Source organism: Staphylococcus sp. GDY8P85P (assembly GCF_017892405.1).
GTDB classification, from domain to species: domain Bacteria; phylum Bacillota; class Bacilli; order Staphylococcales; family Staphylococcaceae; genus Staphylococcus; species Staphylococcus borealis.
The window spans coordinates 24,653-49,454 of sequence record NZ_JAESLA010000043.1 but is presented as its reverse complement, the minus strand read 5'-3'; the positions used below and the strand labels follow the sequence as shown (position 1 = coordinate 49,454).

Annotated in this window: 19 protein-coding genes; all 19 read left to right on the top strand. The window is 33.7% G+C overall.

Annotation, left to right across the window (positions count from 1 at the left end; translation table 11 throughout):
* Window positions 1-14 precede the first annotated feature (14 nt).
* The 19 genes from KA828_RS09725 (at window position 15) to nusA (ending at window position 24,800) form a co-directional block, all read left to right on the top strand.
* Window positions 15-1,244: an aminoacyltransferase gene (locus tag KA828_RS09725; protein ID WP_210126142.1), complete on the top strand. Its 1,230-nt coding sequence runs from the start codon at window positions 15-17 to the stop codon at window positions 1,242-1,244.
* A 262-nt stretch (window positions 1,245-1,506) separates the two neighbouring features.
* Complete coding sequence (dprA, locus tag KA828_RS09720) at window positions 1,507-2,370, top strand: DNA-processing protein DprA (RefSeq protein WP_210126141.1); 864 nt, start codon at window positions 1,507-1,509, stop codon at window positions 2,368-2,370.
* 179 nt (window positions 2,371-2,549) lie between these two features.
* Window positions 2,550-4,619: a type I DNA topoisomerase gene (topA, locus tag KA828_RS09715; protein WP_075108549.1), complete on the top strand. Its 2,070-nt coding sequence runs from the start codon at window positions 2,550-2,552 to the stop codon at window positions 4,617-4,619.
* 24 nt (window positions 4,620-4,643) lie between these two features.
* Window positions 4,644-5,951: an FADH(2)-oxidizing methylenetetrahydrofolate--tRNA-(uracil(54)-C(5))-methyltransferase TrmFO gene (trmFO, locus tag KA828_RS09710; protein WP_075108550.1), complete on the top strand. Its 1,308-nt coding sequence runs from the start codon at window positions 4,644-4,646 to the stop codon at window positions 5,949-5,951.
* A 174-nt stretch (window positions 5,952-6,125) separates the two neighbouring features.
* A complete protein-coding gene (xerC, locus tag KA828_RS09705; protein WP_228480623.1) occupies window positions 6,126-6,989 on the top strand; it encodes a tyrosine recombinase XerC in 864 nt (287 codons plus the stop codon).
* On the top strand, window positions 6,990-7,535 hold the full coding sequence (gene hslV, locus KA828_RS09700; RefSeq protein WP_053029290.1) for an ATP-dependent protease subunit HslV: 546 nt from the start codon (window positions 6,990-6,992) through the stop codon (window positions 7,533-7,535).
* A 57-nt stretch (window positions 7,536-7,592) separates the two neighbouring features.
* Window positions 7,593-8,996 carry an ATP-dependent protease ATPase subunit HslU gene (hslU, locus tag KA828_RS09695; protein ID WP_075108552.1) on the top strand — a complete coding sequence of 468 codons (1,404 nt, stop codon included), beginning with the start codon at window positions 7,593-7,595 and terminating at the stop codon, window positions 8,994-8,996.
* Between the two features lie 21 nt (window positions 8,997-9,017).
* Window positions 9,018-9,791, top strand: coding sequence for a GTP-sensing pleiotropic transcriptional regulator CodY (codY, locus tag KA828_RS09690; protein WP_075108553.1), 774 nt, complete (start codon window positions 9,018-9,020; stop codon window positions 9,789-9,791).
* A 278-nt stretch (window positions 9,792-10,069) separates the two neighbouring features.
* Window positions 10,070-10,858, top strand: coding sequence for a 30S ribosomal protein S2 (rpsB, locus tag KA828_RS09685; protein ID WP_011275944.1), 789 nt, complete (start codon window positions 10,070-10,072; stop codon window positions 10,856-10,858).
* Window positions 10,859-11,022: 164 nt separating this feature from the next.
* The gene (gene tsf, locus KA828_RS09680; RefSeq protein WP_053029296.1) at window positions 11,023-11,901 is read left to right on the top strand and encodes a translation elongation factor Ts; all 879 of its coding nucleotides are present in this window, start codon (window positions 11,023-11,025) and stop codon (window positions 11,899-11,901) included.
* A gap of 136 nt (window positions 11,902-12,037) precedes the next feature.
* On the top strand, window positions 12,038-12,760 hold the full coding sequence (gene pyrH, locus KA828_RS09675; RefSeq protein WP_053029298.1) for a UMP kinase: 723 nt from the start codon (window positions 12,038-12,040) through the stop codon (window positions 12,758-12,760).
* A gap of 17 nt (window positions 12,761-12,777) precedes the next feature.
* Entirely contained in the window at window positions 12,778-13,332 is a 555-nt protein-coding gene (frr, locus tag KA828_RS09670) for a ribosome recycling factor (protein WP_210126140.1), read from the top strand.
* 225 nt (window positions 13,333-13,557) lie between these two features.
* Window positions 13,558-14,328 (top strand): isoprenyl transferase, encoded by a 771-nt coding sequence (locus tag KA828_RS09665; protein WP_210126139.1) that lies wholly within the window; start codon window positions 13,558-13,560, stop codon window positions 14,326-14,328.
* A gap of 3 nt (window positions 14,329-14,331) precedes the next feature.
* Window positions 14,332-15,114 carry a phosphatidate cytidylyltransferase gene (locus tag KA828_RS09660; protein ID WP_053029303.1) on the top strand — a complete coding sequence of 261 codons (783 nt, stop codon included), beginning with the start codon at window positions 14,332-14,334 and terminating at the stop codon, window positions 15,112-15,114.
* A 210-nt stretch (window positions 15,115-15,324) separates the two neighbouring features.
* Window positions 15,325-16,611: an RIP metalloprotease RseP gene (gene rseP / locus KA828_RS09655; protein ID WP_075108557.1), complete on the top strand. Its 1,287-nt coding sequence runs from the start codon at window positions 15,325-15,327 to the stop codon at window positions 16,609-16,611.
* Window positions 16,612-16,629: 18 nt separating this feature from the next.
* The gene (locus KA828_RS09650) at window positions 16,630-18,330 is read left to right on the top strand and encodes a proline--tRNA ligase (RefSeq protein ID WP_210126138.1); all 1,701 of its coding nucleotides are present in this window, start codon (window positions 16,630-16,632) and stop codon (window positions 18,328-18,330) included.
* A 257-nt stretch (window positions 18,331-18,587) separates the two neighbouring features.
* Window positions 18,588-22,904: a PolC-type DNA polymerase III gene (locus KA828_RS09645; protein ID WP_210126137.1), complete on the top strand. Its 4,317-nt coding sequence runs from the start codon at window positions 18,588-18,590 to the stop codon at window positions 22,902-22,904.
* A gap of 175 nt (window positions 22,905-23,079) precedes the next feature.
* Window positions 23,080-23,547 (top strand): ribosome maturation factor RimP, encoded by a 468-nt coding sequence (rimP, locus tag KA828_RS09640; RefSeq protein ID WP_210126136.1) that lies wholly within the window; start codon window positions 23,080-23,082, stop codon window positions 23,545-23,547.
* Between the two features lie 20 nt (window positions 23,548-23,567).
* Window positions 23,568-24,800 carry a transcription termination factor NusA gene (nusA, locus tag KA828_RS09635; protein WP_210126135.1) on the top strand — a complete coding sequence of 411 codons (1,233 nt, stop codon included), beginning with the start codon at window positions 23,568-23,570 and terminating at the stop codon, window positions 24,798-24,800.
* The last annotated feature ends 2 nt before the right edge of the window (window positions 24,801-24,802 follow it).

Genomic DNA, 24,802 nt, shown 5'->3' with positions numbered 1-24,802 from the left:
AGTGAGTTTTAAATATGATTTTTACAAAGCTTAGCATAGAAGAATTTAATACATTCGTAGATCATCATTTTTCACATTATACACAGGTAAATGATTTATACATATATCGTAAGGACCGACATTTAGGTGCTCACCTTGTCGGAGTAAAGGAAAATAACACTGTTATTGCTGCCTGTTTATTAACTGATGCTCGTATATTTAAGGTGTTTAAATATTTTTATACCCATCGAGGACCGGTGATGGATTATACTAATTTAGCGTTAGTTGAATTTTTCTTTAGAAAATTAACGCATTATGTACGTATGCGAAGAGGTGTTTTCATACTCGTTGATCCTTATGTCTTGGAGAATATAAGAAGTGCTGATGGTGAGATTATAGAACACTTTAACAATAAACAGTGGTTTAAGGTAATGCATAAATTAGGATACCAACATCAAGGTTTTACAACTGGTTATTCATCGATGAGTCAAATAAGATGGCATTCTATATTAGATTTAAAAGATAAAAGTGAACAACAATTATTAAAAGACATGTCATATCAAACAAGACGTAACATTATGAAGACAATTGAAATGGGTGTACAAATTAAAACTTTATCAATTAAAGAAACGAGTAGATTTTATCGACTGTTTCACATGGCTGAAGAAAAACATGGTTTTCATTTTCAAGAAGAACCTTATTTCAAACAAATGCTTGAAATTTATGGCGATAAAGCATGTATAAAGTTAGCTTATATTGATTTAAATAAGTATATAAATCTATTAAAACAACATGCGATAGAATTAGAAGAGGAAATGACTGAAATTAAACAATCATTAAAAGTAAATGCAAATTCAAAAAAGACAAAAACAAAATATCACCAATTAAATCAACAGTTAGAGAGCCTTTATAACAAAATAGCAAAAACTGAGCAATTAATCATTACAGATGGTACTTTACTTGATTTAGCTGCTGCATTGTTTATTTATAACAATCACGAAATGTATTATTTATCAAGTGGCTCAAATCCTAAATATAATGAATTTATGGGGGCATATCGATTACAATGGGATATGATATGTCACGCGAAACAACTAGGTATTCATCGGTACAATTTCTATGGTATTACTGGTGACTTTGGCAATGAAGCAGAAGATTATGGTGTGCAACAATTTAAAAAAGGATTTAATGCCTTTATTGAGGAATACGTAGGGGATTTTATTAAGCCAGTCAATAAATGTTTATACAAGCTATACCGAAAATGAGTAAAACTCATTGGGAACAACTAAATTAACGTCAACTTGAACGTTTCGTCTGCGGACACATGTAACTTGATAACTTCAAAATAATCTGAGACTTTTAAGTTTCAGATTATTTTATTTGTTTTAATTTATATTGGATAGTTTACATAATTCAATGTAGAAATTACTCATTAAGTGTTAATGAATATTTGTGCTAAATTGTATTGTAATTGAAATGTGCGCCAAGACATATTTATTCTATAATGTTATCAAAGGAGACGACTTCATGATTAACAACGATATGATACTTTTGAAATTGATATGGGCGGGATATACGACACAACATCTTCATCATTTATTAAGATTGTATCCTGACTTTTTTAGCTACTCTAATAATGACCAAATTGGCACAATTAAAACCTGGGATACTCTATATCACCAAGGCCATTGTTACAATAAATTCTATGATCTAGACGAGAAAGATATTCTATCATTTCTTAACCAATATAATATAAATTTTATAACAATATTTCATGGGAACTATCCTAAACTATTAAAAGAAATTTACGATTATCCATTTGTATTATTTTACCGCGGTAAGATTAACTTGCTAACATCGTTAAATACATTAGGCGTTGTAGGCTCAAGAAGCGCAACACAGTATTCTGCTAAAGCGATTCAATACTTATTTCCACAATTTACGCATATTCCTTTAACAATCATTTCTGGTTTGGCGAAAGGTGCCGATAGTATGGCGCATCAATTCGCATTGAAATACCATCTTCCAACTATAGCTATCTTAGGTTATGGCCATTTACATCATTATCCCAAAGAAACTCAAAAATTACGCAATATAATTGAAGAAAAAGGATTAGTCATAAGTGAATATCCACCCTTTGAACGTATCAGATGCTATTACTTTCCGCAACGCAATCGATTGATAAGTGGTCTTTCTAAAGGTGTATTAATTACTGAAGCTCGGGTTAAGAGTGGTAGTCAAATTACTATTGATTGTGCACTAGAACAAAATAGAAATGTATACGTACTGCCAGGCTCAATTTTCAACCCATTAACGAAAGGGAATTTGAGACGTGCACAAGAAGGAGCGATGATTGTTACTAAAGCAGAAGATATCACTTGTGATTATTAACATTCTTAAATATAGCCGTTTTATTGTATAAATAATGTACATTTATTTCTAATATATAGCTAAAAATATTATTAAAATAAGTTTAAAAAACACATAAATAGAATTTAAACATTGACAAAATCAAAATTGACCGTTTATCATTTATCTTTAGTAATTGAAATAGCAAGGGGGAATTCACTTTGGCAGATAATTTAGTCATAGTTGAGTCGCCTGCAAAAGCTAAAACCATTGAAAAATATTTAGGTAAAAAGTATAAAGTGATAGCTTCTATGGGACACGTTAGAGATTTACCAAGAAGTCAAATGGGTGTCGATGTAGAAGATAATTTTGAACCGAAATATATTACAATTCGCGGTAAAGGTCCAGTAGTAAAAGATTTAAAAAAATACGCTAAGAAAGCTAAAAATGTCTTTCTTGCGAGTGACCCTGACCGTGAAGGTGAAGCGATTGCTTGGCATTTATCAAAAATTTTAGAACTTGATGATACAAAAGAAAACAGAGTAGTATTTAATGAAATTACAAAAGATGCGGTAAAAGAAAGTTTCAAACACCCTCGTGGCATTGAAATGAATTTAGTAGATGCACAACAGGCACGCCGTATTTTAGATAGATTAGTTGGTTATAACATTTCACCAGTTTTATGGAAGAAAGTGAAAAAAGGACTTTCAGCAGGACGTGTTCAATCTGTTGCTTTAAGATTAGTTATCGATAGAGAAAATGAGATTCGTAACTTTAAGCCTGAAGAATATTGGTCTATAGAAGGTGAATTTAGATATAAAAAATCAAAATTTACTGCTAAGTTTCTTCATTATAAAAACAAACCATTTAAGTTAAAAACTAAAAAAGATGTTGAAAAAATCACAACTGAACTAGACGGCGATAAGTTTGAAATAACAAATGTGAATAAAAAGGAAAAAACTAGAAATCCTGCTAATCCGTTTACAACATCAACATTACAACAAGAAGCAGCGCGTAAGTTGAATTTTAAAGCGAGAAAAACAATGATGCTTGCACAACAATTATATGAAGGTATCGATCTAAAACGACAAGGCACAGTTGGATTAATCACATATATGCGAACGGATTCTACTCGTATTTCACAAACAGCAAAAGACGAAGCAAAAAAATATATTGAAGATAAGTATGGTAAAGATTATATTTCTAATCGAACAGCGAAAGGTAAACAAGGTGATCAAGATGCCCATGAGGCAATTCGTCCAACAAGTACTTTACGCACACCTGATGAAATGAAATCGTACTTAACGAGAGATCAGCATCGTTTATATAAATTGATTTGGGAACGTTTTGTGGCAAGTCAAATGGCACCAGCAATCCTAGACACGGTTGCTTTAGATGTTACTCAAAATAACATTAAATTTAGAGCGAACGGTCAAACAATTAAATTTAAAGGTTTCATGACACTTTATGTTGAGGCCAAAGACGATAAAGATAATGAAAAAGAAAACAAATTACCAAATTTAAGTAAAGGTGATGAAGTAACTGCGACGCAAATTGAGCCAGCACAACACTTCACACAACCACCGCCACGATATACAGAAGCACGTTTAGTCAAAACATTAGAAGAACTAAAAATCGGTAGACCATCAACTTACGCACCTACTATTGATACAATCCAAAAACGTAATTACGTCAAACTTGAAAGCAAACGATTTGTTCCTACAGAATTAGGTGAAATCGTTTACGAACAAGTAAAGGACTATTTCCCTGAAATTATTGATGTGGAATTTACGGTTAATATGGAAACATTATTGGATAAAATTGCTGAAGGAGATATCGGGTGGAGAAAAGTAATTGATAACTTTTATGGAAGTTTCAAATTAGACGTTGAACGTGCTGAGGAAGAAATGGAAAAAGTTGAAATTAAAGATGAACCAGCCGGTGAAGATTGCGAAGTTTGTGGTTCGCCTATGGTAATTAAAATGGGACGCTATGGTAAATTCATGGCATGTTCAAACTTCCCAGATTGTAGAAATACGAAAGCGATTATTAAAACGATTGGTGTTACATGTCCTAAATGTAAAGATGGAGATGTTGTTGAAAGAAAATCTAAGAAAAATAGATTATTCTATGGTTGCTCAAATTATCCCGAATGTGATTTTATTTCTTGGGATAAACCTGTTGGCCGTGATTGTCCTAAGTGTAATCATTACTTAATGGAACATAAAAAAGGACGTAGCTCACAAGTTATATGTTCTAACTGTGATTACAAAGAAGAAGTTCAAAAATAGATAGAAATTAAAAGGAGGAAAACCATGAGTCAAACTGTAAATATTGTTGGCGCAGGCTTAGCTGGTTCAGAAGCTGCTTACCAATTAGCTCAACGAGGAATCAAGGTTAATTTGATTGAAATGCGTCCTGTTAAACAAACACCAGCGCATCATACTGATAAATTTGCAGAACTAGTATGTTCTAACTCACTTCGTGGTAATGCTTTAACAAATGGTGTAGGTGTACTAAAAGAAGAAATGAGACGATTAGACTCGTTAATTATTTCTGCTGCTGATAAAGCGAGAGTGCCTGCCGGTGGTGCATTAGCAGTTGATCGACATGATTTTTCTGGTTACATTACTGAAACTTTAAGAAATCATCCAAACGTTACAGTAATTAATGAAGAAATAAATAGTATTCCTGAAGGGTATACGATTATTGCTACGGGCCCATTAACTACTGAAAATTTAGCTAAAGAAATCGTAGACATTACTGGTAAAGATCAACTTTATTTTTATGATGCTGCTGCTCCAATAATAGAAAAAGAATCCATAGATATGGATAAAGTGTATTTGAAATCACGTTATGATAAAGGTGAAGCAGCTTATCTTAATTGTCCAATGACAGAAGAAGAATTCAATCGCTTTTATGATGCAGTACTTGAAGCTGAGGTTGCACCAACAAATGAATTCGAAAAAGAAAAATACTTTGAAGGATGTATGCCTTTTGAAGTAATGGCTGAACGCGGACGTAAAACATTATTATTTGGACCCATGAAACCAGTGGGACTTGAAGATCCAAAAACAGGCAAACGTCCATTTGCTGTTGTTCAATTAAGACAAGATGATGCTGCAGGCACGCTATATAATATTGTTGGTTTCCAAACACACTTAAAATGGGGTGCTCAAAAAGAAGTCATTCGCCTTATCCCTGGTTTAGAAAATGTAGATATCGTTCGATATGGTGTCATGCATCGAAATACTTTTATTAACTCTCCTGATGTGTTAAATGAAAAGTATGAATTGATTAAAGAAAATCGAATTCAATTTGCAGGTCAAATGACAGGTGTTGAAGGCTATGTTGAGAGTGCAGCAAGTGGCCTTGTTGCTGGCATCAATCTAGCTCATAAAATATTAGATAAAGGTGAAGTAATATTCCCAAGAGAGACAATGATAGGCAGTATGGCATATTACATCTCACATGCCAAAAATGAAAAGAATTTCCAACCTATGAATGCTAATTTTGGTTTACTCCCATCACTTGAAAAACGTATCAAAGATAAAAAAGAACGTTACGAGGCACAAGCAAATAGAGCACTCGAATATTTAGAAAATTATAAGAAAACACTTTAAAAATAATATAAACTTTATAATTGATAGAAAATGTGTCAATTCAAAGTTTTAAAGAATTCTCAAAAGATTTTGAATTCTATAGCTAATTGTTTTAGTCCCTTTCATGTTATATGCTACAATGCATATGATGGAGGGGATTTTTAAGTGGAAGAAATCCAAGTTACATTCTTAAATATGCTCAAAGTTGAAAGGAATTTCTCCGACCATACTTTAAAATCATATCATGATGATTTAGTACAATTTAATCGTTTTTTAGATCAAGAGTTGTTAAGCCTAAAAAAATTTGAATATAAAGATGCTCGAAATTATTTAAGTTATTTATATTCGCAAAATTTGAAACGTACTACTGTATCAAGGAAGATTTCAACGTTAAGAACTTTCTATGAGTTTTGGATGACACAAGATGAGACAATCATCAATCCTTTTGTTCAACTGGTTCATCCTAAGAAGGAAAACTATTTACCACAGTTTTTTTATGAAGAAGAGATGGAGGCTTTATTTAAAACTGTAGCTCAAGATTCTAAAAAGGGATTACGAGATCGAGTTATTTTAGAATTATTATATGCAACTGGTATACGTGTTTCAGAACTAGTAAATATACAACTTAAAGATATTGATATGTCTTTACCTGGTGTCAAGGTACTAGGAAAGGGAAACAAAGAGCGATTTGTTCCGTTTGGAGAATTTTGTCGCCAAAGTATTGAACAATATTTAAGTGAATTCAAACCGATACAACATGCCAAACATTCATATTTATTAGTTAATATGAATGGCGCACCTATAACTGAAAGGGGCGTTAGGTATGTATTAAATGATGTTGTAAAACGTACAGCAGGAGTGACAGAAATTCATCCCCATAAACTTAGACATACGTTTGCAACACACTTACTTAATCAAGGAGCGGATTTGAGAACGGTACAATCTTTATTAGGACATGTAAATCTTTCAACCACTGGACGATATACACATGTATCTAATCAACAATTACGTAAAGTATATTTAAATGCACATCCTCGAGCGAAAAAGGAGAGTAAATAAATGAGTAAAACATCATTACATGCAACAACGATTTATGCTGTTAGACACAATGGTGAAGCGGCAATGGCTGGTGATGGACAAGTGACACTTGGTGAGCAAGTCATTATGAAACAAACAGCACGTAAGGTTCGTAGATTATACGAAGGGAAAGTACTTGCTGGATTTGCTGGAAGTGTTGCAGATGCTTTCACATTGTTCGAGAAATTCGAAACAAAGTTACAACAATTCAGTGGTAACTTAGAACGTGCAGCTGTTGAGCTAGCACAAGAATGGCGTGGGGATAAACAACTGCGTCAATTGGAAGCAATGCTAATTGTAATGGACAAAGATGCAATATTAGTGGTGAGCGGAACTGGAGAAGTGATTGCACCAGATGATGATTTAATTGCAATTGGTTCAGGTGGAAACTACGCATTAAGTGCTGGAAGAGCATTGAAACGCCATGCTAGTCATTTGTCAGCAAAAGAAATGGCTTATGAAAGTTTGAAAGTTGCATCTGACATTTGTGTGTTCACTAATGATAATATTATAGTGGAAACACTTTAACGTTAAACAAATGGAAATGAATATAAATGGACGTATATTAGGTTGGAGGTAAAAGATATGGATGCAAATGGTATAAAATTAACACCTAAAGATATCGTATCTAAATTAAATGAATATATAGTTGGGCAAGATGATGCTAAACGTAAAGTTGCCATTGCGTTAAGAAATCGTTATAGAAGAAGTTTGCTTGACGAAGAAACTAAACAAGAAATCGCACCTAAGAATATTTTAATGATTGGTCCAACTGGGGTTGGTAAAACGGAAATAGCTAGACGTATGGCTAAAGTTGTTGGCGCCCCATTTATCAAAGTGGAGGCCACTAAGTTTACTGAAGTAGGTTACGTTGGACGAGATGTTGAGAGTATGGTTCGTGATTTAGTCGATGTGGCAGTAAGACTAGTTAAAGATCAAAAAAAAGACTTGGTCAAAGATGAAGCGCTTAATAAAGCAAATGAAAAATTAGTTAAATTATTAGTGCCAAGTATGAAGAAAAAAGCATCAAATAACAACAATCCATTAGAGTCATTATTTGGTGGCGCAATTCCAAACTTTGGTAATAATGATGATGACGAAGAAGAAACACCAACTGAAGAAATTAAAACGAAGCGTTCAGAAATCAAAAAACAATTATTAGATGGTAAACTTGAAGAAGAGAAAGTTAGAATTAAAGTTGAACAAGATCCAGGTGCACTTGGAATGCTAGGTACTAATCAAAATCAGCAAATGCAAGATATGATGAATCAACTCATGCCTAAACGTAAGGTTGAACGTGAAGTGCCTGTTAAAACAGCACGTAAGATTTTAGCTGATGATTTCGCGGATGAGTTAATAGACCAAGAGACGGCGAATCAAGAGGCATTAGAGTTGGCAGAACAAATGGGTATTATCTTCATTGATGAAATTGACAAAGTAGCAACGAATAATGCTAATAGTGGTCAAGATGTTTCAAGACAAGGTGTTCAACGAGATATCTTGCCAATCTTAGAAGGTAGCATGATTCAAACTAAGTATGGTACTGTAAATACTGAACATATGCTATTTATTGGTGCGGGGGCATTCCACGTATCTAAACCTAGCGATTTAATACCTGAATTGCAAGGTCGTTTCCCGATTAGAGTAGAATTAGAAAGCTTAACTGTGGATGATTTCTACAGAATATTAACAGAACCTAAACTATCACTAATTAAGCAATATGAGGCACTACTCCAAACTGAAGAGGTCACTGTGAACTTTACCGAGGAAGCGATTACAAGATTAGCTGAAATGGCTTATCAAGTAAACCAAGACACTGATAACATTGGTGCGCGTCGTTTACACACAATCCTAGAAAAAATGCTTGAAGATTTATCATTTGAGGCACCTAGCATGCCAAATGCTGTAGTAGATATAACACCACAATATGTTGATGATAAGTTGAAATCTATTTCAACAAATAAAGATTTAAGTGCATTTATTTTATAATATAAATAAAGGAGAAATTTTATGAGCTTATTATCTAAAACTAGAGAATTAAATACACTATTACAAAAACATAAGGGTATTGCCGTTGACTTTAAAGACGTGGCTCAAACAATTAGTAGCGTTACTGTAACGAACGTATTTATTGTTTCACGTAGAGGCAAAATTTTAGGTTCAAGTTTAAATGAACTTTTAAAGAGTCAAAGAATCAATGACATGTTAGAAAGTAAACATATTCCTAGTGAGTATACTGAACTATTAATGGATGTTAGACAAACTGAATCAAATATTGATATTAATAATGAATTAACAGTATTCCCTCCAGAAGACAAAGAATTATTTAACGATAGTCGTACGACTGTATTCCCTATTCTTGGTGGGGGAGAAAGATTAGGTACATTAGTACTTGGTCGTGTTAAAGATGACTTTAACGAAAATGATTTAGTATTAGGTGAATATGCTGCTACAGTAATTGGAATGGAAATTTTACGTGAGAAGCATAATGAAGTTGAAAAAGAAGCGCGTGATAAAGCAGCTATTACAATGGCAATTAATTCATTATCTTATTCAGAAAAAGAAGCTATTGAGCATATCTTTGAAGAATTAGGTGGTAATGAAGGCTTACTTATTGCTTCTAAAGTAGCAGATAGAGTAGGTATCACACGTTCAGTTATCGTTAACGCATTACGTAAACTTGAAAGTGCTGGTGTAATCGAATCACGATCCTTAGGGATGAAAGGTACCTTTATTAAAGTTAAAAAAGAAAAATTCCTTGAAGAATTAGAACGTAATAAATAATTAGTATTAGCATAATTATTCTAATAAATTGAAGTTTAACTGCTGCGAGGCTAAAACATGTATCTGCAGCAGTTTTTTAATTGCTCGAAATATCGAAAGTGTTACGTATTGACGTATTCAATAAATTAACGTTGCACGGCAATTAAAAGTATGATATTATTATTGTCGGCTATAAAGCCAATACACACATAATAAACGCACATGTAGAGGGTGCAATTCAATCATTGTCTTTATATGAGTTTATTATGGAGGTAAATAACCACTAGGAGGAATTTAAAATGGCAGTAATTTCAATGAAACAATTACTAGAAGCCGGTGTTCACTTCGGTCACCAAACACGCCGTTGGAACCCAAAAATGAAAAAATATATCTTCACTGAAAGAAATGGTATCTATATCATTGACTTACAAAAAACAGTGAAAAAAGTTGAAGAAGCTTATAACTTCATCAAACAAGTATCAGAAGATGGCGGTAGAGTCTTATTCGTTGGTACTAAAAAACAAGCACAAGAATCAGTTAAAGCTGAAGCAGAACGTGCTGGTCAATTCTACGTTAACCAAAGATGGTTAGGCGGAATTTTAACTAACTATAAAACAATTTCTAAACGTATTAAACGTATTTCTGAAATCGAGAAAATGGAAGAAGACGGTTTATTCGACGTTTTACCTAAAAAAGAAGTTGTTGAACTTAAAAAAGAATACGACCGTTTAATTAAATTCTTAGGCGGTATTCGTGATATGAAATCAATGCCTCAAGCATTATTCGTAGTTGACCCTCGTAAAGAGCGCAACGCGATTGCTGAAGCACGTAAATTAAATATTCCAATCGTTGGTATTGTTGACACTAACTGTGATCCAGATGAAATTGATTATGTTATCCCAGCGAACGACGACGCTATTCGTGCCGTTAAATTATTAACTGGTAAAATGGCTGACGCTGTCTTAGAAGGTCAACAAGGTGTTTCTAACGATGAAGTAGCTGCAGAGCAAAACATCAATTTAGATGAAAAAGAAGAATCTCAAGAAGCAGAATCAACTGAAGAAAATACTACTGTTGAATCAAACTAAGATATAGTTTAAATGGGTGATAAGATGTAATGCTTATCGCCCTTTTTTCAAATAATAAAAAATAATAATTAAAGTTAACTAGAGTATTGGAAATTATAGTGACTTTAATGGTAATATTTAGGTATCATCTATTATTACAATTAGAAATATTGGAGGAATAATTAATGGCAATTTCAGCAAAACTTGTTAAAGAATTACGTGAAAGAACTGGCGCTGGTATGATGGATTGTAAAAAAGCGCTAACAGAAACTGATGGTGACATCGATAAAGCGATTGATTACTTACGTGAAAAAGGTATCGCTAAAGCAGCTAAAAAAGCAGACCGTATTGCAGCTGAAGGTTTAGTACATGTTGAAGTTAAAGGAAACGAAGCTGCTATCGTTGAAATCAACTCTGAAACTGACTTCGTAGCTCGTAATGAAGGCTTCCAAGAATTAGTTAAAGAAATTGCTAATCAAATTCTTGATAGCAAAGCTGAAACAGTAGATGCTTTATTAGAAACTAAATTATCAAGTGGTAAAACAGTTGATGAAAGAATGAAAGAAGCAATCTCAACAATCGGTGAAAAATTAAGCATCCGTCGTTTCGAAATCAGAACTAAATCTGATAACGATGCATTTGGTGCATACTTACACATGGGTGGACGCATTGGTGTGTTAACTGTAGTTGAAGGTTCTACTGATGAAGAAGCTGCTAAAGATGTAGCAATGCACATCGCAGCTATCAATCCAAAATATGTTTCTTCTGAACAAGTTAAAGAAGAAGAAATTAACCACGAAAAAGAAGTATTAAAACAACAAGCATTAAATGAAGGTAAACCAGAAAAAATCGTTGAAAAAATGGTTGAAGGTCGTTTGCGTAAATATCTTCAAGAAATTTGTGCAGTTGATCAAAACTTTGTTAAAGATCCAGATCAAACAGTTGAAGCTTTCTTAAAATCTAAAGGTGGTAAACTTGTTGACTTCGTTCGCTATGAAGTAGGCGAAGGTATGGAAAAACGTGAAGAAAACTTCGCAGATGAAGTTAAAGGTCAAATGAAATAATCTGTCGACAGGATTTACAAGAAAGAAGACACCTTTGAGGTTTTCTATTATAAAGTCATACTTTATGTTAGAAGGCGCGTCAGTGTCTTCTTTACTTGTATATATTACATATTTTTACAATAGAGAGGAAAAAACAATGGCGCAAACTTCTAAATATAAACGTGTAGTATTAAAACTTAGTGGTGAGGCACTCGCAGGAGACAAAGGTTTTGGTATTAATCCAATCATTATTAAAAGTGTAGCACAGCAAGTAGCTGAAGTTGCTAAGATGGATTGTGAAATCGCAGTTATCGTTGGTGGCGGTAATATTTGGAGAGGAAAAACTGGTAGTGACTTAGGTATGGACCGTGGTACAGCAGATTACATGGGTATGCTTGCTACAGTTATGAACGCTCTTGCACTTCAAGACAGTTTAGAACAATTAGAATGTGACACTCGCGTGTTAACTTCTATTGAAATGAAACAAGTAGCTGAACCTTATATTCGTCGACGAGCTATTAGACATTTAGAGAAGAAACGTGTTGTAATTTTCGCAGCAGGTATTGGTAATCCTTACTTCTCTACAGATACAACTGCAGCGTTACGTGCAGCAGAAGTCGAAGCCGATGTTATTTTAATGGGTAAAAATAATGTTGATGGTGTATATTCAGCAGACCCTAAAGTAGATAAAAATGCGGTTAAGTATGATCACTTAACACATATCCAAATGTTACAAGAAGGATTACAAGTGATGGATTCAACAGCTTCATCATTCTGCATGGATAATAATATTCCATTAAATGTATTCTCAATTATGGAAGAAGGAAATATTAAACGTGCAGTTATGGGCGAGAAAATAGGTACATTAATAACTAAATAATTAGAGGTGTAATTAGTATGAGTGACATTATTCAAGACACTAAAGCTAGAATGAGTAAATCTATTGATAATTTATCACGTGAATTAGCAAATATCAGTGCTGGAAGAGCAAATTCAAATTTATTAAGTGGCGTAACAGTTGATTATTATGGAGCTCCAACTCCAGTTCAACAATTAGCTAGTATCAATGTGCCAGAAGCACGTTTATTAGTTATTTCTCCATATGATAAAACTTCAGTGGCTGATATCGAAAAAGCAATTAACGCTGCGAACTTAGGTGTAAATCCTACAAGTGATGGCGAAGTTATTCGTATCACAGTTCCTGCTTTAACTGAAGAACGTCGTAAAGAGTTAGTGAAAAATGTTAAGAAAATTGGTGAAGATGCGAAAGTTTCAATTCGAAACATTCGTCGCGATATTAACGACCAATTGAAAAAAGATGAAAAAAATGGAGACATTACTGAAGACGACTTAAGAAGTCAAACAGAAGATGTACAAAAAGCGACTGATAATTCTATTAAGGAAATTGATCAATTAGTAGAAAACAAAGAAAAAGACATTATGTCTGTTTAATGAGTTCGACAATAAATTAATTCATTTAATAATGTGTAAGTTGTATTCAAAGTGTACTTTATACATTACTATAAATTATTTTAGTCTAAACTGTGCCAATTCAGACTTTGGTACAGTTTTTTCATTTGCTTATTCAATGCCATTATCGAGTATGATAAAATGATAGATGATTTCTTAAATAACTAATATAATATAATAGAGATGATCAGGCTCGGAGGAAAGACCATGTTTAAAAAGCTAATAAAAAGAAATAAGACTAAAATCAGTCAGAACGATGATTTAGATTTACATAATTTACCTGAACATGTAGCGATTATCATGGATGGCAATGGACGTTGGGCCAAAAAGCGTAAAATGCCTAGAATAAAAGGCCACTATGAAGGTATGCAAACGATTAAAACGGTAACGCGAGAAGCAAGTGATTTGGGCATTAAATACTTAACCTTATACGCTTTTTCAACTGAAAACTGGTCTAGACCTGAAAATGAAGTAAATTATATCATGAATTTGCCTGTAAATTTTTTGGAAACATTCTTACCAGAACTCATTGAAAAAAATGTTCAAATTGAAACAATTGGATTTCTGGAAGCCGTTCCTAAATCGACGATAGAAGCGATTGAACACGCAAAAGAAAAAACTAAAAATAATACAGGTTTAAAATTGATATTTGCTATTAATTACGGTGGACGTGCTGAAATTGTACAAAGTATGAAATCAATTTATGATGAACTTCAACATAACGGTCAAGGCAGTAAAGATATTGACGAATCAATGATAACCAAGCATTTAATGACACATTCATACCCAGATCCTGAATTATTAATTCGTACTTCTGGCGAACAACGTATTAGTAATTTCCTTATTTGGCAGTCTTCTTATAGTGAATTTATATTCAATGAGAAATTATGGCCAGACTTTGACGGTGAAGAATTTAAAAAATGTTTAAAAATATATCAATCTCGCCAAAGACGCTTTGGAGGGTTAAGTAAGGAGTAGCGTATGAAAGTTAGAACTTTAACCGCAATTATTGCTTTGATAATATTTCTCCCAATTTTATTAATGGGTGGAACAACACTCATGTTGTTTGCGTACTTACTCGCTTTAATTGCTTTAAAAGAACTCTTAAATATGAATATGATTAAATTACTTTCAGTCCCTGGCATTTTTAGTGCGTTAGCATTAATCATTATTATGTTGCCTCAATCAGCAGGTGACTGGGTTAGTGATATTCAGTTAAAAAGTTTAATCGCAATGAGTTTTATTTTATTAAGTTATACTGTATTGTCTAAGAATAGATTTAGTTTTATGGACGCAGCATTTTGTCTGATGTCAGTTGCATACGTAGGCATTGGATTTATGTATTTCTATGCAACACGTTCAGATGGTTTACATTACATACTTTATGCATTTTTAGTGGTATGGTTAACTGATACAGGGGCTTATATTTTCGGTCGTTTAATGGGGAAACATAAATTGTGGCCAGTTATCAGTCCAAATAAAACAATCGAAGGCTTTATTGGTGGCTTAATTTGTAGTTTAATAGTACCAATTGTTATGTTATGGTTTGTTGATTTTAATTTAAACATTTGGTTACTATTATTAGTAACAATCATCTTAAGTATTTTTGGTCAACTAGGTGATTTAGTTGAATCAGGATTTAAACGTCATTTTGGTGTTAAAGATTCTGGACGAATTTTACCAGGTCATGGCGGCATATTAGACCGTTTTGATAGCTTTATGTTTGTTTTACCATTACTCAACATTTTATTAATACAAATGTAGTATGATTTTAATGTTTTATTTATATATGAAAAATGTATAGTGCTATAATTGAGGAGTTATTGAGTGCACATTTGACTAGATATAGTAGATGATGTAATTCTTAACTCCTTTTATTAAAAGTAAAATTCTTGAATAATTTAACTAAATCATAGATAATCTACATCATTCTTATGAATAAAGTAGAAAATTAATTTAATTGAGGTGTAACACGTGAGTTATTTAATCACTATTGTCTCATTTATAATCGTGTTTGGTGTACTGGTTACAGTACATGAATATGGTCACATGTTCTTTGCTAAGCGTGCTGGAATAATGTGTCCTGAATTTGCGATAGGTATGGGACCCAAAATCTTTAGTTTCCGAAAGAATGAAACGTTATACACAATCCGTCTATTACCAGTCGGTGGATATGTAAGAATGGCTGGGGATGGTTTAGAAGAACCGCCAGTTGAACCAGGAATGAATGTTAAAGTTAAGCTTAATGATAAAGATGAAATTACGCATATTATTTTAGATGATCAACATAAATTCCAAAAAATAGAAGCAATCGAAGTCAAAAAATGTGACTTTAAAGATGATTTATATATAGAAGGTATTACATCATATGACAATGAGCGCCATCACTTTAACATTGCTGAGACGGCCTATTTCGTTGAAAATGGAAGCTTAATCCAAATTGCACCACGCCATCGCCAATTTGCACACAAGAAACCATTACCAAAATTTTTAACATTATTTGCAGGACCTTTGTTTAACTTTATATTGGCTTTGGTTTTATTTATTGCATTAGCTTATTTCCAAGGTACACCTACTACTTCAGTAGCGCAATTAGCTGATAACTACCCTGCACAACAAGCAGGATTAAAAGCTGGGGATAAAATTGTTCAAGTAGGTCCGTATAAAACAAAGGATTTTGATGATATACAATCTGCTGCGAATAAAATTAAAGATAACAAAACAACGATAAAATTTGAAAGAGATAATCAAATCAAGTCAGTTGATATAACACCTAAGAAACAAGTAATTAAACAAACGAAATTAAATTCTGAAACGACATACATTTTAGGTTTCCAGCCGGAAAAAGAACATACATTAATTAAACCAATAGCTTTAGGGTTTGATCAGTTTGTAAGTGCGAGTACGTTAATATTTAAAGCAGTAGGTACAATGATTGCAAGTATATTTACTGGTCAATTTTCATTTGACATGTTAAATGGTCCAGTGGGTATTTATCATAATGTCGATTCTGTTGTGAAACAGGGTGTTATTGCATTAACGTATTACACTGCACTGTTAAGTGTTAACTTAGGTATAATGAACTTGTTACCAATCCCAGCACTAGATGGTGGTCGAATCTTATTCGTACTTTATGAAGCCATCTTTAGAAGACCAGTGAATAAGAAAGCTGAAACAATGATAATAGCAGCTGGTGCTATATTTGTCTTAATTATCATGGTTCTAGTAACTTGGAACGACATACAACGTTATTTCTTATAAATTAAGGAGGAGTAAGTGATGAAACAATCAAAAGTTTTCATTCCAACAATGAGAGATGTACCTGCTGAAGCAGAAGCATTAAGTCATCAATTATTATTAAAAGCAGGGTTAATTAAACAAAGCACAAGTGGTATTTATAGCTATTTGCCACTCGCTTCTCGTGTCTTAAATAATATTTCTAAAATTATTCGTGAAGAAATGGAACGTATAGATGCTGTTGAAATTTTAATGCCTGCGCTTCAACAAGCAGAACTTTGGGAAGAGTCAGGTCGTTGGGGTGCATATGGTCCAGAACTTATGCGATTAAAAGACCGTAATGGTCGTGAATTTGCACTAGGACCAACGCATGAGGAAGTAGTCACTTCTATCGTGAGAGATGAACTTAAGTCATATAAACAATTACCATTAACTTTATTCCAAATTCAGTCTAAATTCCGTGATGAAAAGCGTCCACGTTTCGGGTTATTACGTGGTAGAGAGTTTATTATGAAAGATGCTTATTCATTCCATGCTGATGAAGCATCACTTGATGATACGTATCAAGATATGTACAACGCTTACGGTCGTATATTCAAACGCGTTGGTATTAATGCACGTCCAGTAGTTGCAGATTCAGGTGCAATTGGCGGTAATCATACACATGAATTTATGGCGCTAAGTGAAATTGGTGAAGATACGATTGTTTATAGTGAACATAGTGATTATGCAGCTAACATTGAAAAAGCTGAAGTTGCATATTATCCAAATGAAAAACATACTGAAGTTGCAGCACTTGAAAAGATTGAAACACCTAATGTTAAAACTGCTCAAGAATTAGCAGACTTTTTAAATCGTCCATTGGATGAAATTGTGAAAACGATGATATTCAAAATTGATGGTGAATTTATCATGTTCTTAATCAGAGGTCACCATGAGTTAAATGATGTCAAAGTTAAAGCGTACTTCGGAACAGATCAAGTTGAGATGGCAACTGAAGATGAAATTATTAATTTATTAAGTGCAAGTCCAGGATCATTAGGACCAATTCATGATAAAGAAATTAAAATTTACGCTGATAATTTTGTTAAGGATTTAAATAATTTAGTTGTAGGTGCAAATGAAAATGGCTACCATTATGTAAATGCCAATATTGGACGCGACTTTAATGTTGATGAATATGGTGATTTCCGCTTTATCTTAGAAGGTGAACCATTAAGTGATGGCTCTGGTGAAGCAAAATTTGCTGAAGGTATTGAAGTTGGTCAAGTATTCAAATTGGGAACAAAATACTCAGAAGCAATGAACGCAACATTCTTAGATAATCAAGGTAAAGCTAAACCATTAATCATGGGATGTTACGGTATTGGTGTATCAAGAACATTAAGTGCTATTGTCGAACAAAATAATGATGAAAATGGTATTATTTGGCCAAAATCAGTAACACCGTTTGATTTACACTTAATAACAATAAATCCTAAAAAAGATGAACAACTTGAATTAGGTAATCAATTGTATGAAACATTGCAACAACAATATGATGTACTTTATGATGACCGTAAAGATCGTGCAGGCGTTAAATTCAACGATGCAGATTTAATTGGTTTACCTATACGAATTGTCGTAGGTAAAAATGCAAGTGATGGTATCGTTGAAGTCAAAGTGCGTCAAACTGGTGAGAGTGAAGATGTTCATATAAATGATTTAAATGACTATATCGCCACATTATACAGTCAATTATAATATGGTGAACGCTTTGACGTATGATTTAAGTGTCTTAGTCATTGCTGAGTTAATATAGTAATCAATGCACTTATCGAAATGAGGTTAGGACAATTTCATAGTTGTCTAAGCCTCTTTTTTATTAAAATAATTAAACGCAGCAAATGAAATGCATCACTCAAAGTAGTATAATAGATATCAAGTTTGTAGTTAGAACATAACACTTTACGTTAAAACAAAATTGAGAAAAGAGTTAAATATAAGGGTGGTTATCTGTCATGGCAATGACGAATCAAGAAAAATTTAAAGTACTTGCGGACCAAATTAAAGTTTCCAATCAACTTGATCAAACAATTATTGAACAAGGTGAATTAACGCGAGTGGATGTGTCAAATAAAAATAGAACGTGGGAATTTCAAATTACATTGCCATATTTTCTATCACACGAAGATTATTTAATTTTTACAAATGCAATTACTGAAGAATTTAAAGACATTGCCAAAGTCGATTGGCATTTTACAATTCAAGATACAAGTAACCAAGATGAACATGCCATTAAATATTTTGGTCATTGTATTGAACACACTGCATTATCGCCTAAAGTGAAAGGTCAACTTAAACAGAAACGTTTAATTATGTCAGGTAACGTGCTCAAAGTAATGACCTCAAATGACATCGAAAGAAATCACTTTGATAAAGTGTGTAATGGTAGCTTAGTAAAAGCATTTCGTAAATGTGGTTTTGATATAGATAAAGTCGTATTTGAAACAGATGACTCAAGTTCTTATGATGATTTAGCCTCACTAGAAGCGCATATTCAAGAAGAAGATGAGAAGAGTGCGCGTGAAGCTACCGAAAAAATCGAAAAAATGAAAGCTGAGAAAGCGAAACAACAAGATAATAACGAAAGCAATGTTGAAAAATGCCAAATTGGTAAACCAATACAAATTGAAAATATTAAACCTATTGAGTCAATTGTTGAAGAAGAATTCAAAGTTGCAATTGAGGGTGTTATATTTGATATTAACCTTAAAGAATTGAAGAGTGGCCGTCACATTGTTGAATTAAAAGTGACAGACTATACGGACTCTTTAGTGCTTAAAATGTTTACACGAAAAAATAAAGACGATTTAGATCACTTTAAGGCACTTAGTGTTGGTAAATGGGTTCGTGCTCAAGGACGTATTGAAGAAGACACATTTGTCAGAGATTTGGTTATGATGATGTCTGATATTGAAGAAATCAAAAAGGCGCCAAAGCAAGATAAAGCAGAAGAAAAACGAGTAGAATTTCATTTGCATACATCAATGAGCCAAATGGATGGCATTCCTAATATAAGTGCGTATGTTGATCAAGCTGCTAAATGGGGACATAAAGCGATAGCAGTTACTGACCATAATGTCGTGCAAGCATTTCCCGATGCGCATGGCGCAGCTGAAAAAAACGGCATCAAAATGATTTATGGTATGGAAGGTATGCTTGTAGACGATGGAGTACCTATTGCTTATAAACCTACAGACCGAGATCTTAAAGAAGCTACATATGTCGTGTTTGACGTTGAAACGACAGGACTGTCAAACCAATATGACCAAATTATAGAATTGGCTGCTGTTAAAGTAAAAGATGGAGAAATTATTGATAAATTTGAACGTTTCAGTAATCCACATGAGAAATTATCAGAAACGATTATAAATTTAACGCATATTACTGATGATATGTTAACAGATGCGCCTGAAATTGATGAAGTACTAACAGAATTTAAAACGTGGGTTGACGACGCTATATTTGTAGCGCATAATGCATCATTCGATATGGGCTTCATCGACACAGGATATGAAAGACTTGGGTTTGGCCCATCAACGAATGGTGTCATTGATACATTAGAATTATCACGTACGATTAATACTGAATATGGTAAACACGGTTTAAACTTTTTAGCTAAAAAATATGGTGTAGAACTAACTCAGCACCATAGAGCCATTTATGATACTGAAGCTACGGCATATATTTTCATTAAAATGGTCCAACAAATGAAAGAATTAGGCGTAACAAACCACAAAGACATCAACCAAAAACTATCGAATGAAGATGCATATAAACGTGCACGACCAACACATGTAACATTAATTGTTCAAACACAAGAAGGTCTAAAAAACTTATTTAAGATTGTAAGTGCTTCTTTAGTTAAATATTATTATCGTACACCAAGAATTCCACGATCATTATTAAATGAATATCGTGAAGGTATCTTGGTAGGAACTGCATGTGATGAAGGTGAATTATTCACGGCTGTTATGCAAAGAGATCAGTCGGAAGTTGAAAAAATTGCTAAGTATTATGACTTTATTGAAGTCCAACCACCAAAACTTTATCAAGATCTGATTGATAGAGAGCTGATTAGAGATACAGAAACACTATACGAAATCTATGACCGTATTTTGAAAGCTGGAGAAAGTACTGGTATTCCTGTTTTAGCAACAGGTAACGCACATTATTTATATGAGCATGATGCCATTGCACGTAAAATATTGATTGCCTCACAACCCGGCAATCCTCTAAATCGCTCAACATTACCTGAAGCACATTTTAGAACGACAGATGAGATGCTAGATGAGTTCCACTTCTTAGGTGAAGAAAAAGCATACGAAATTGTAGTTAAAAACACCAATGACTTAGCAGACCGAATAGATAAAGTTATTCCGATTAAAGATCAGCTATTCACACCACGCATGGATGGTGCGAATGAAGAGATACGTGAATTAAGCTATACAAATGCTAAAAAATTATATGGTGAGGATTTACCACAAATTGTAATTGATCGACTTGAAAAAGAACTTGCAAGTATTATCGGTAATGGATTCTCAGTTATTTATTTAATCTCTCAACGTCTTGTGAAAAAATCATTGGATGATGGCTATTTAGTAGGTTCACGTGGTTCGGTAGGCTCAAGTTTTGTGGCGACGATGACAGAAATTACTGAAGTTAATCCGCTTCCACCTCACTACATTTGCCCTAATTGTAAAACAAGTGAGTTCTTTGATGATGGTTCTGTAGGTTCAGGATTTGATTTACCTGATAAAAAATGTAGTACTTGTGGTGCCGATCTTATCAAAGAAGGACAAGATATTCCGTTCGAAACTTTCTTAGGATTTAAAGGGGATAAAGTGCCTGATATTGACTTGAACTTTAGTGGTGAATATCAACCTAACGCACATAACTACACTAAAGTGCTGTTCGGAGAAGACAAGGTATTCCGTGCTGGAACAATAGGTACTGTTGCTGAAAAGACAGCGTTCGGTTATGTTAAAGGCTATTTAAATGATCAAGGTATCCATAAACGAGGTGCTGAAATCGATCGTCTTGTTAAAGGATGTACAGGTGTCAAACGTACAACCGGCCAACACCCTGGTGGTATTATTGTTGTTCCAGATTATATGGACATTTATGATTTTACGCCAATCCAATTTCCAGCAGATGATCAAAGTGCTTCTTGGATGACGACACATTTCGACTTCCATTCTATCCACGATAATGTGTTGAAACTAGATATACTTGGACACGATGACCCTACAATGATTCGTATGCTACAAGATTTATCAGGTATAGATCCAAAGACCATTCCGGTCGATGATAAAGAAACGATGCAAATCTTTAGTAGTCCGGAATCATTGGGTGTAACTGAAGAAGATATTCTTTGTAAGACAGGGACATTTGGTGTGCCTGAATTCGGAACAGGGTTTGTTCGACAAATGCTGGAAGATACTAAGCCAACGACGTTTTCAGAATTAGTTCAAATCTCAGGATTATCTCATGGTACCGATGTATGGTTAGGTAATGCACAAGAATTAATCCGAACAGGTATTTGTGATTTATCAAGCGTTATAGGCTGTCGTGACGATATAATGGTTTATTTAATGTATGCAGGATTAGAACCCTCTATGGCCTTCAAAACGATGGAGTCAGTGCGTAAAGGTAAAGGGTTAACTGATGAAATGATAGACGCTATGAAAGAGAATGATGTACCAGACTGGTATTTAGATTCTTGCTTGAAAATTAAATACATGTTCCCTAAAGCCCATGCGGCTGCATATGTATTAATGGCAGTGAGAATTGCATACTTTAAAGTGCATCATCCACTTTATTATTATGCAGCATACTTTACAATTCGTGCTTCAGACTTTGATTTGATTACGATGATTAAAGATAAAGAAAGTATTAAGAATACAGTGAAAGATATGTATTCAAGATACATGGACCTAGGTAAAAAAGAGAAAGATGTGCTTACTGTGTTAGAAATCATGAACGAAATGGCGCATCGTGGGTTCCGTATGCAACCGATTAGTCTCGAGAAAAGTCAGGCATTTGACTTTATTATTGAAGGGGATACGTTAATCCCGCCATTTATTTCTGTGCCTGGACTTGGAGAGAACGTTGCTAAACGTATTGTAGAAGCACGAGAAGATGGTCCTTTCTTATCTAAAGAAGATTTAAATAAGAAAGCTGGATTATCTCAAAAAATCATCGAGTACCTTGATGATTTAGGTTCGTTACCTGACCTACCTGACAAAGCACAGTTATCTATCTTTGATATGTAAACGAACTTATGTTGTGAACATTTGATTTCATTTCGTTATTCCTATTGACACAGTGAGTAGACATTTGTTTAAGGAATTAAAGTGTGATATACTTATTGTGCGTAAAAAATTAGACTCAGGCAGAAAGAGTGGGCATATACCCGCTCTTTTCTATTTGCCGAAAAAGGAGGCCTGTATGAGTAAAATCACTGAGGAAGTAGAAACAATCATAACTCCTGTTTTAGACGAATTGAATTTTGAATTAGTAGAAGTTGAATACACTAAAGAGGGGAAAGATCATTTCTTAAGAATCTCAATTGATAAAGACGGCGGTGTCGATTTAAATGATTGCACACTTGCCTCTGAAAAAATCAGCGAAGTAATGGATGAAAATGATCCAATTCCAGAAATGTACTACTTAGACGTTGCATCACCAGGTGCAGAACGTCCAATAAAAAAAGAAAAAGATTATCAAAATGCAATTGAAAAACCAGTGTTTGTATCATTATATGCGCCAATTGAAGGCGATAAAGAATGGCTCGGTATTTTAAAAGCTGTTAATGATGATGTAATTACGATGGAAGTTAAAGAAAAAGCTAAAACAAAACAAATTGAAATACCAAGAAATAAAATTGCAAAAGCACGTCACGCTGTTATGATTTAACGTGATGAGGAGGAATAATTGTGGCAAGTAATGAACTTTTATTAGCAACTGAATATTTAGAAAAAGAAAAGAAAATTCCAAGAGAAGTATTAATTGATGCGATTGAAGCAGCTTTAATTACTGCATATAAAAAGAACTATGATAGTGCTAGAAACGTACGTGTAGAGTTAAATATGGATGAAGGTACATTTAAAGTTATTGCACGTAAAGATGTTGTCGAAGAAGTATTTGATGATAGAGATGAAGTAGATTTAAGTACTGCACTCGTTAAAAATCCAGCTTATGAAGTTGGCGATATTTACGAAGAAGATGTTACACCAAAAGATTTTGGCCGTGTTGGTGCACAAGCAGCTAAACAAGCTGTAATGCAACGATTACGTGATGCGGAAAGAGAAATTTTATACACTGAATTTATTGACAAAGAAGACGATATTTTAACAGGTGTTATCGACCGAGTTGATCATCGTTATGTATATGTAAATTTAGGTAGAATTGAAGCGGTTTTATCTGAAGCTGAAAGAAGTCCGAATGAAAAATATATTCCTAATGAACGCATCAAAGTTTATGTTAACAAAGTAGAACAAACAACTAAAGGACCACAAATTTATGTTTCTAGAAGTCATCCTGGCTTATTAAAACGTTTATTTGAACAAGAAGTACCTGAAATTTATGATGGTACAGTGATTGTAAAATCAGTAGCTCGTGAAGCCGGTGATCGTTCTAAGATTAGTGTTTATTCTGATAATCCAGACATTGATGCTGTAGGCGCATGTGTAGGTGCTAAAGGTGCACGTGTTGAAGCTGTAGTTGAAGAACTTGGTGGAGAAAAAATTGATATTGTTCAATGGAATGAAGATCCAAAAGTATTTGTACGTAATGCTTTAAGTCCTTCACAAGTATTAGAAGTTATCGTTGACGAAGAAAATCAATCTACTGTTGTTGTTGTTCCTGACTATCAATTATCATTAGCTATTGGTAAAAGAGGTCAAAATGCACGATTAGCTGCGAAATTGACTGGATGGAAAATTGACATTAAATCTGAAACTGATGCGCGCGAAGCGGGAATTTATCCTGTGATTGAATCAGAAGCATTAGCAGATGATATTGTTTTATCTGATTCTAATGATGAAGATATTGAAATTGATGATGTTGATTTAGAAGAATCGAATTTAACTACTACAGAATTAGCAGCAGAAATCGATCAACCTTCTGAAAATATTGATGAAGTAGACAGTGAAGACAAAGACGTATAAGC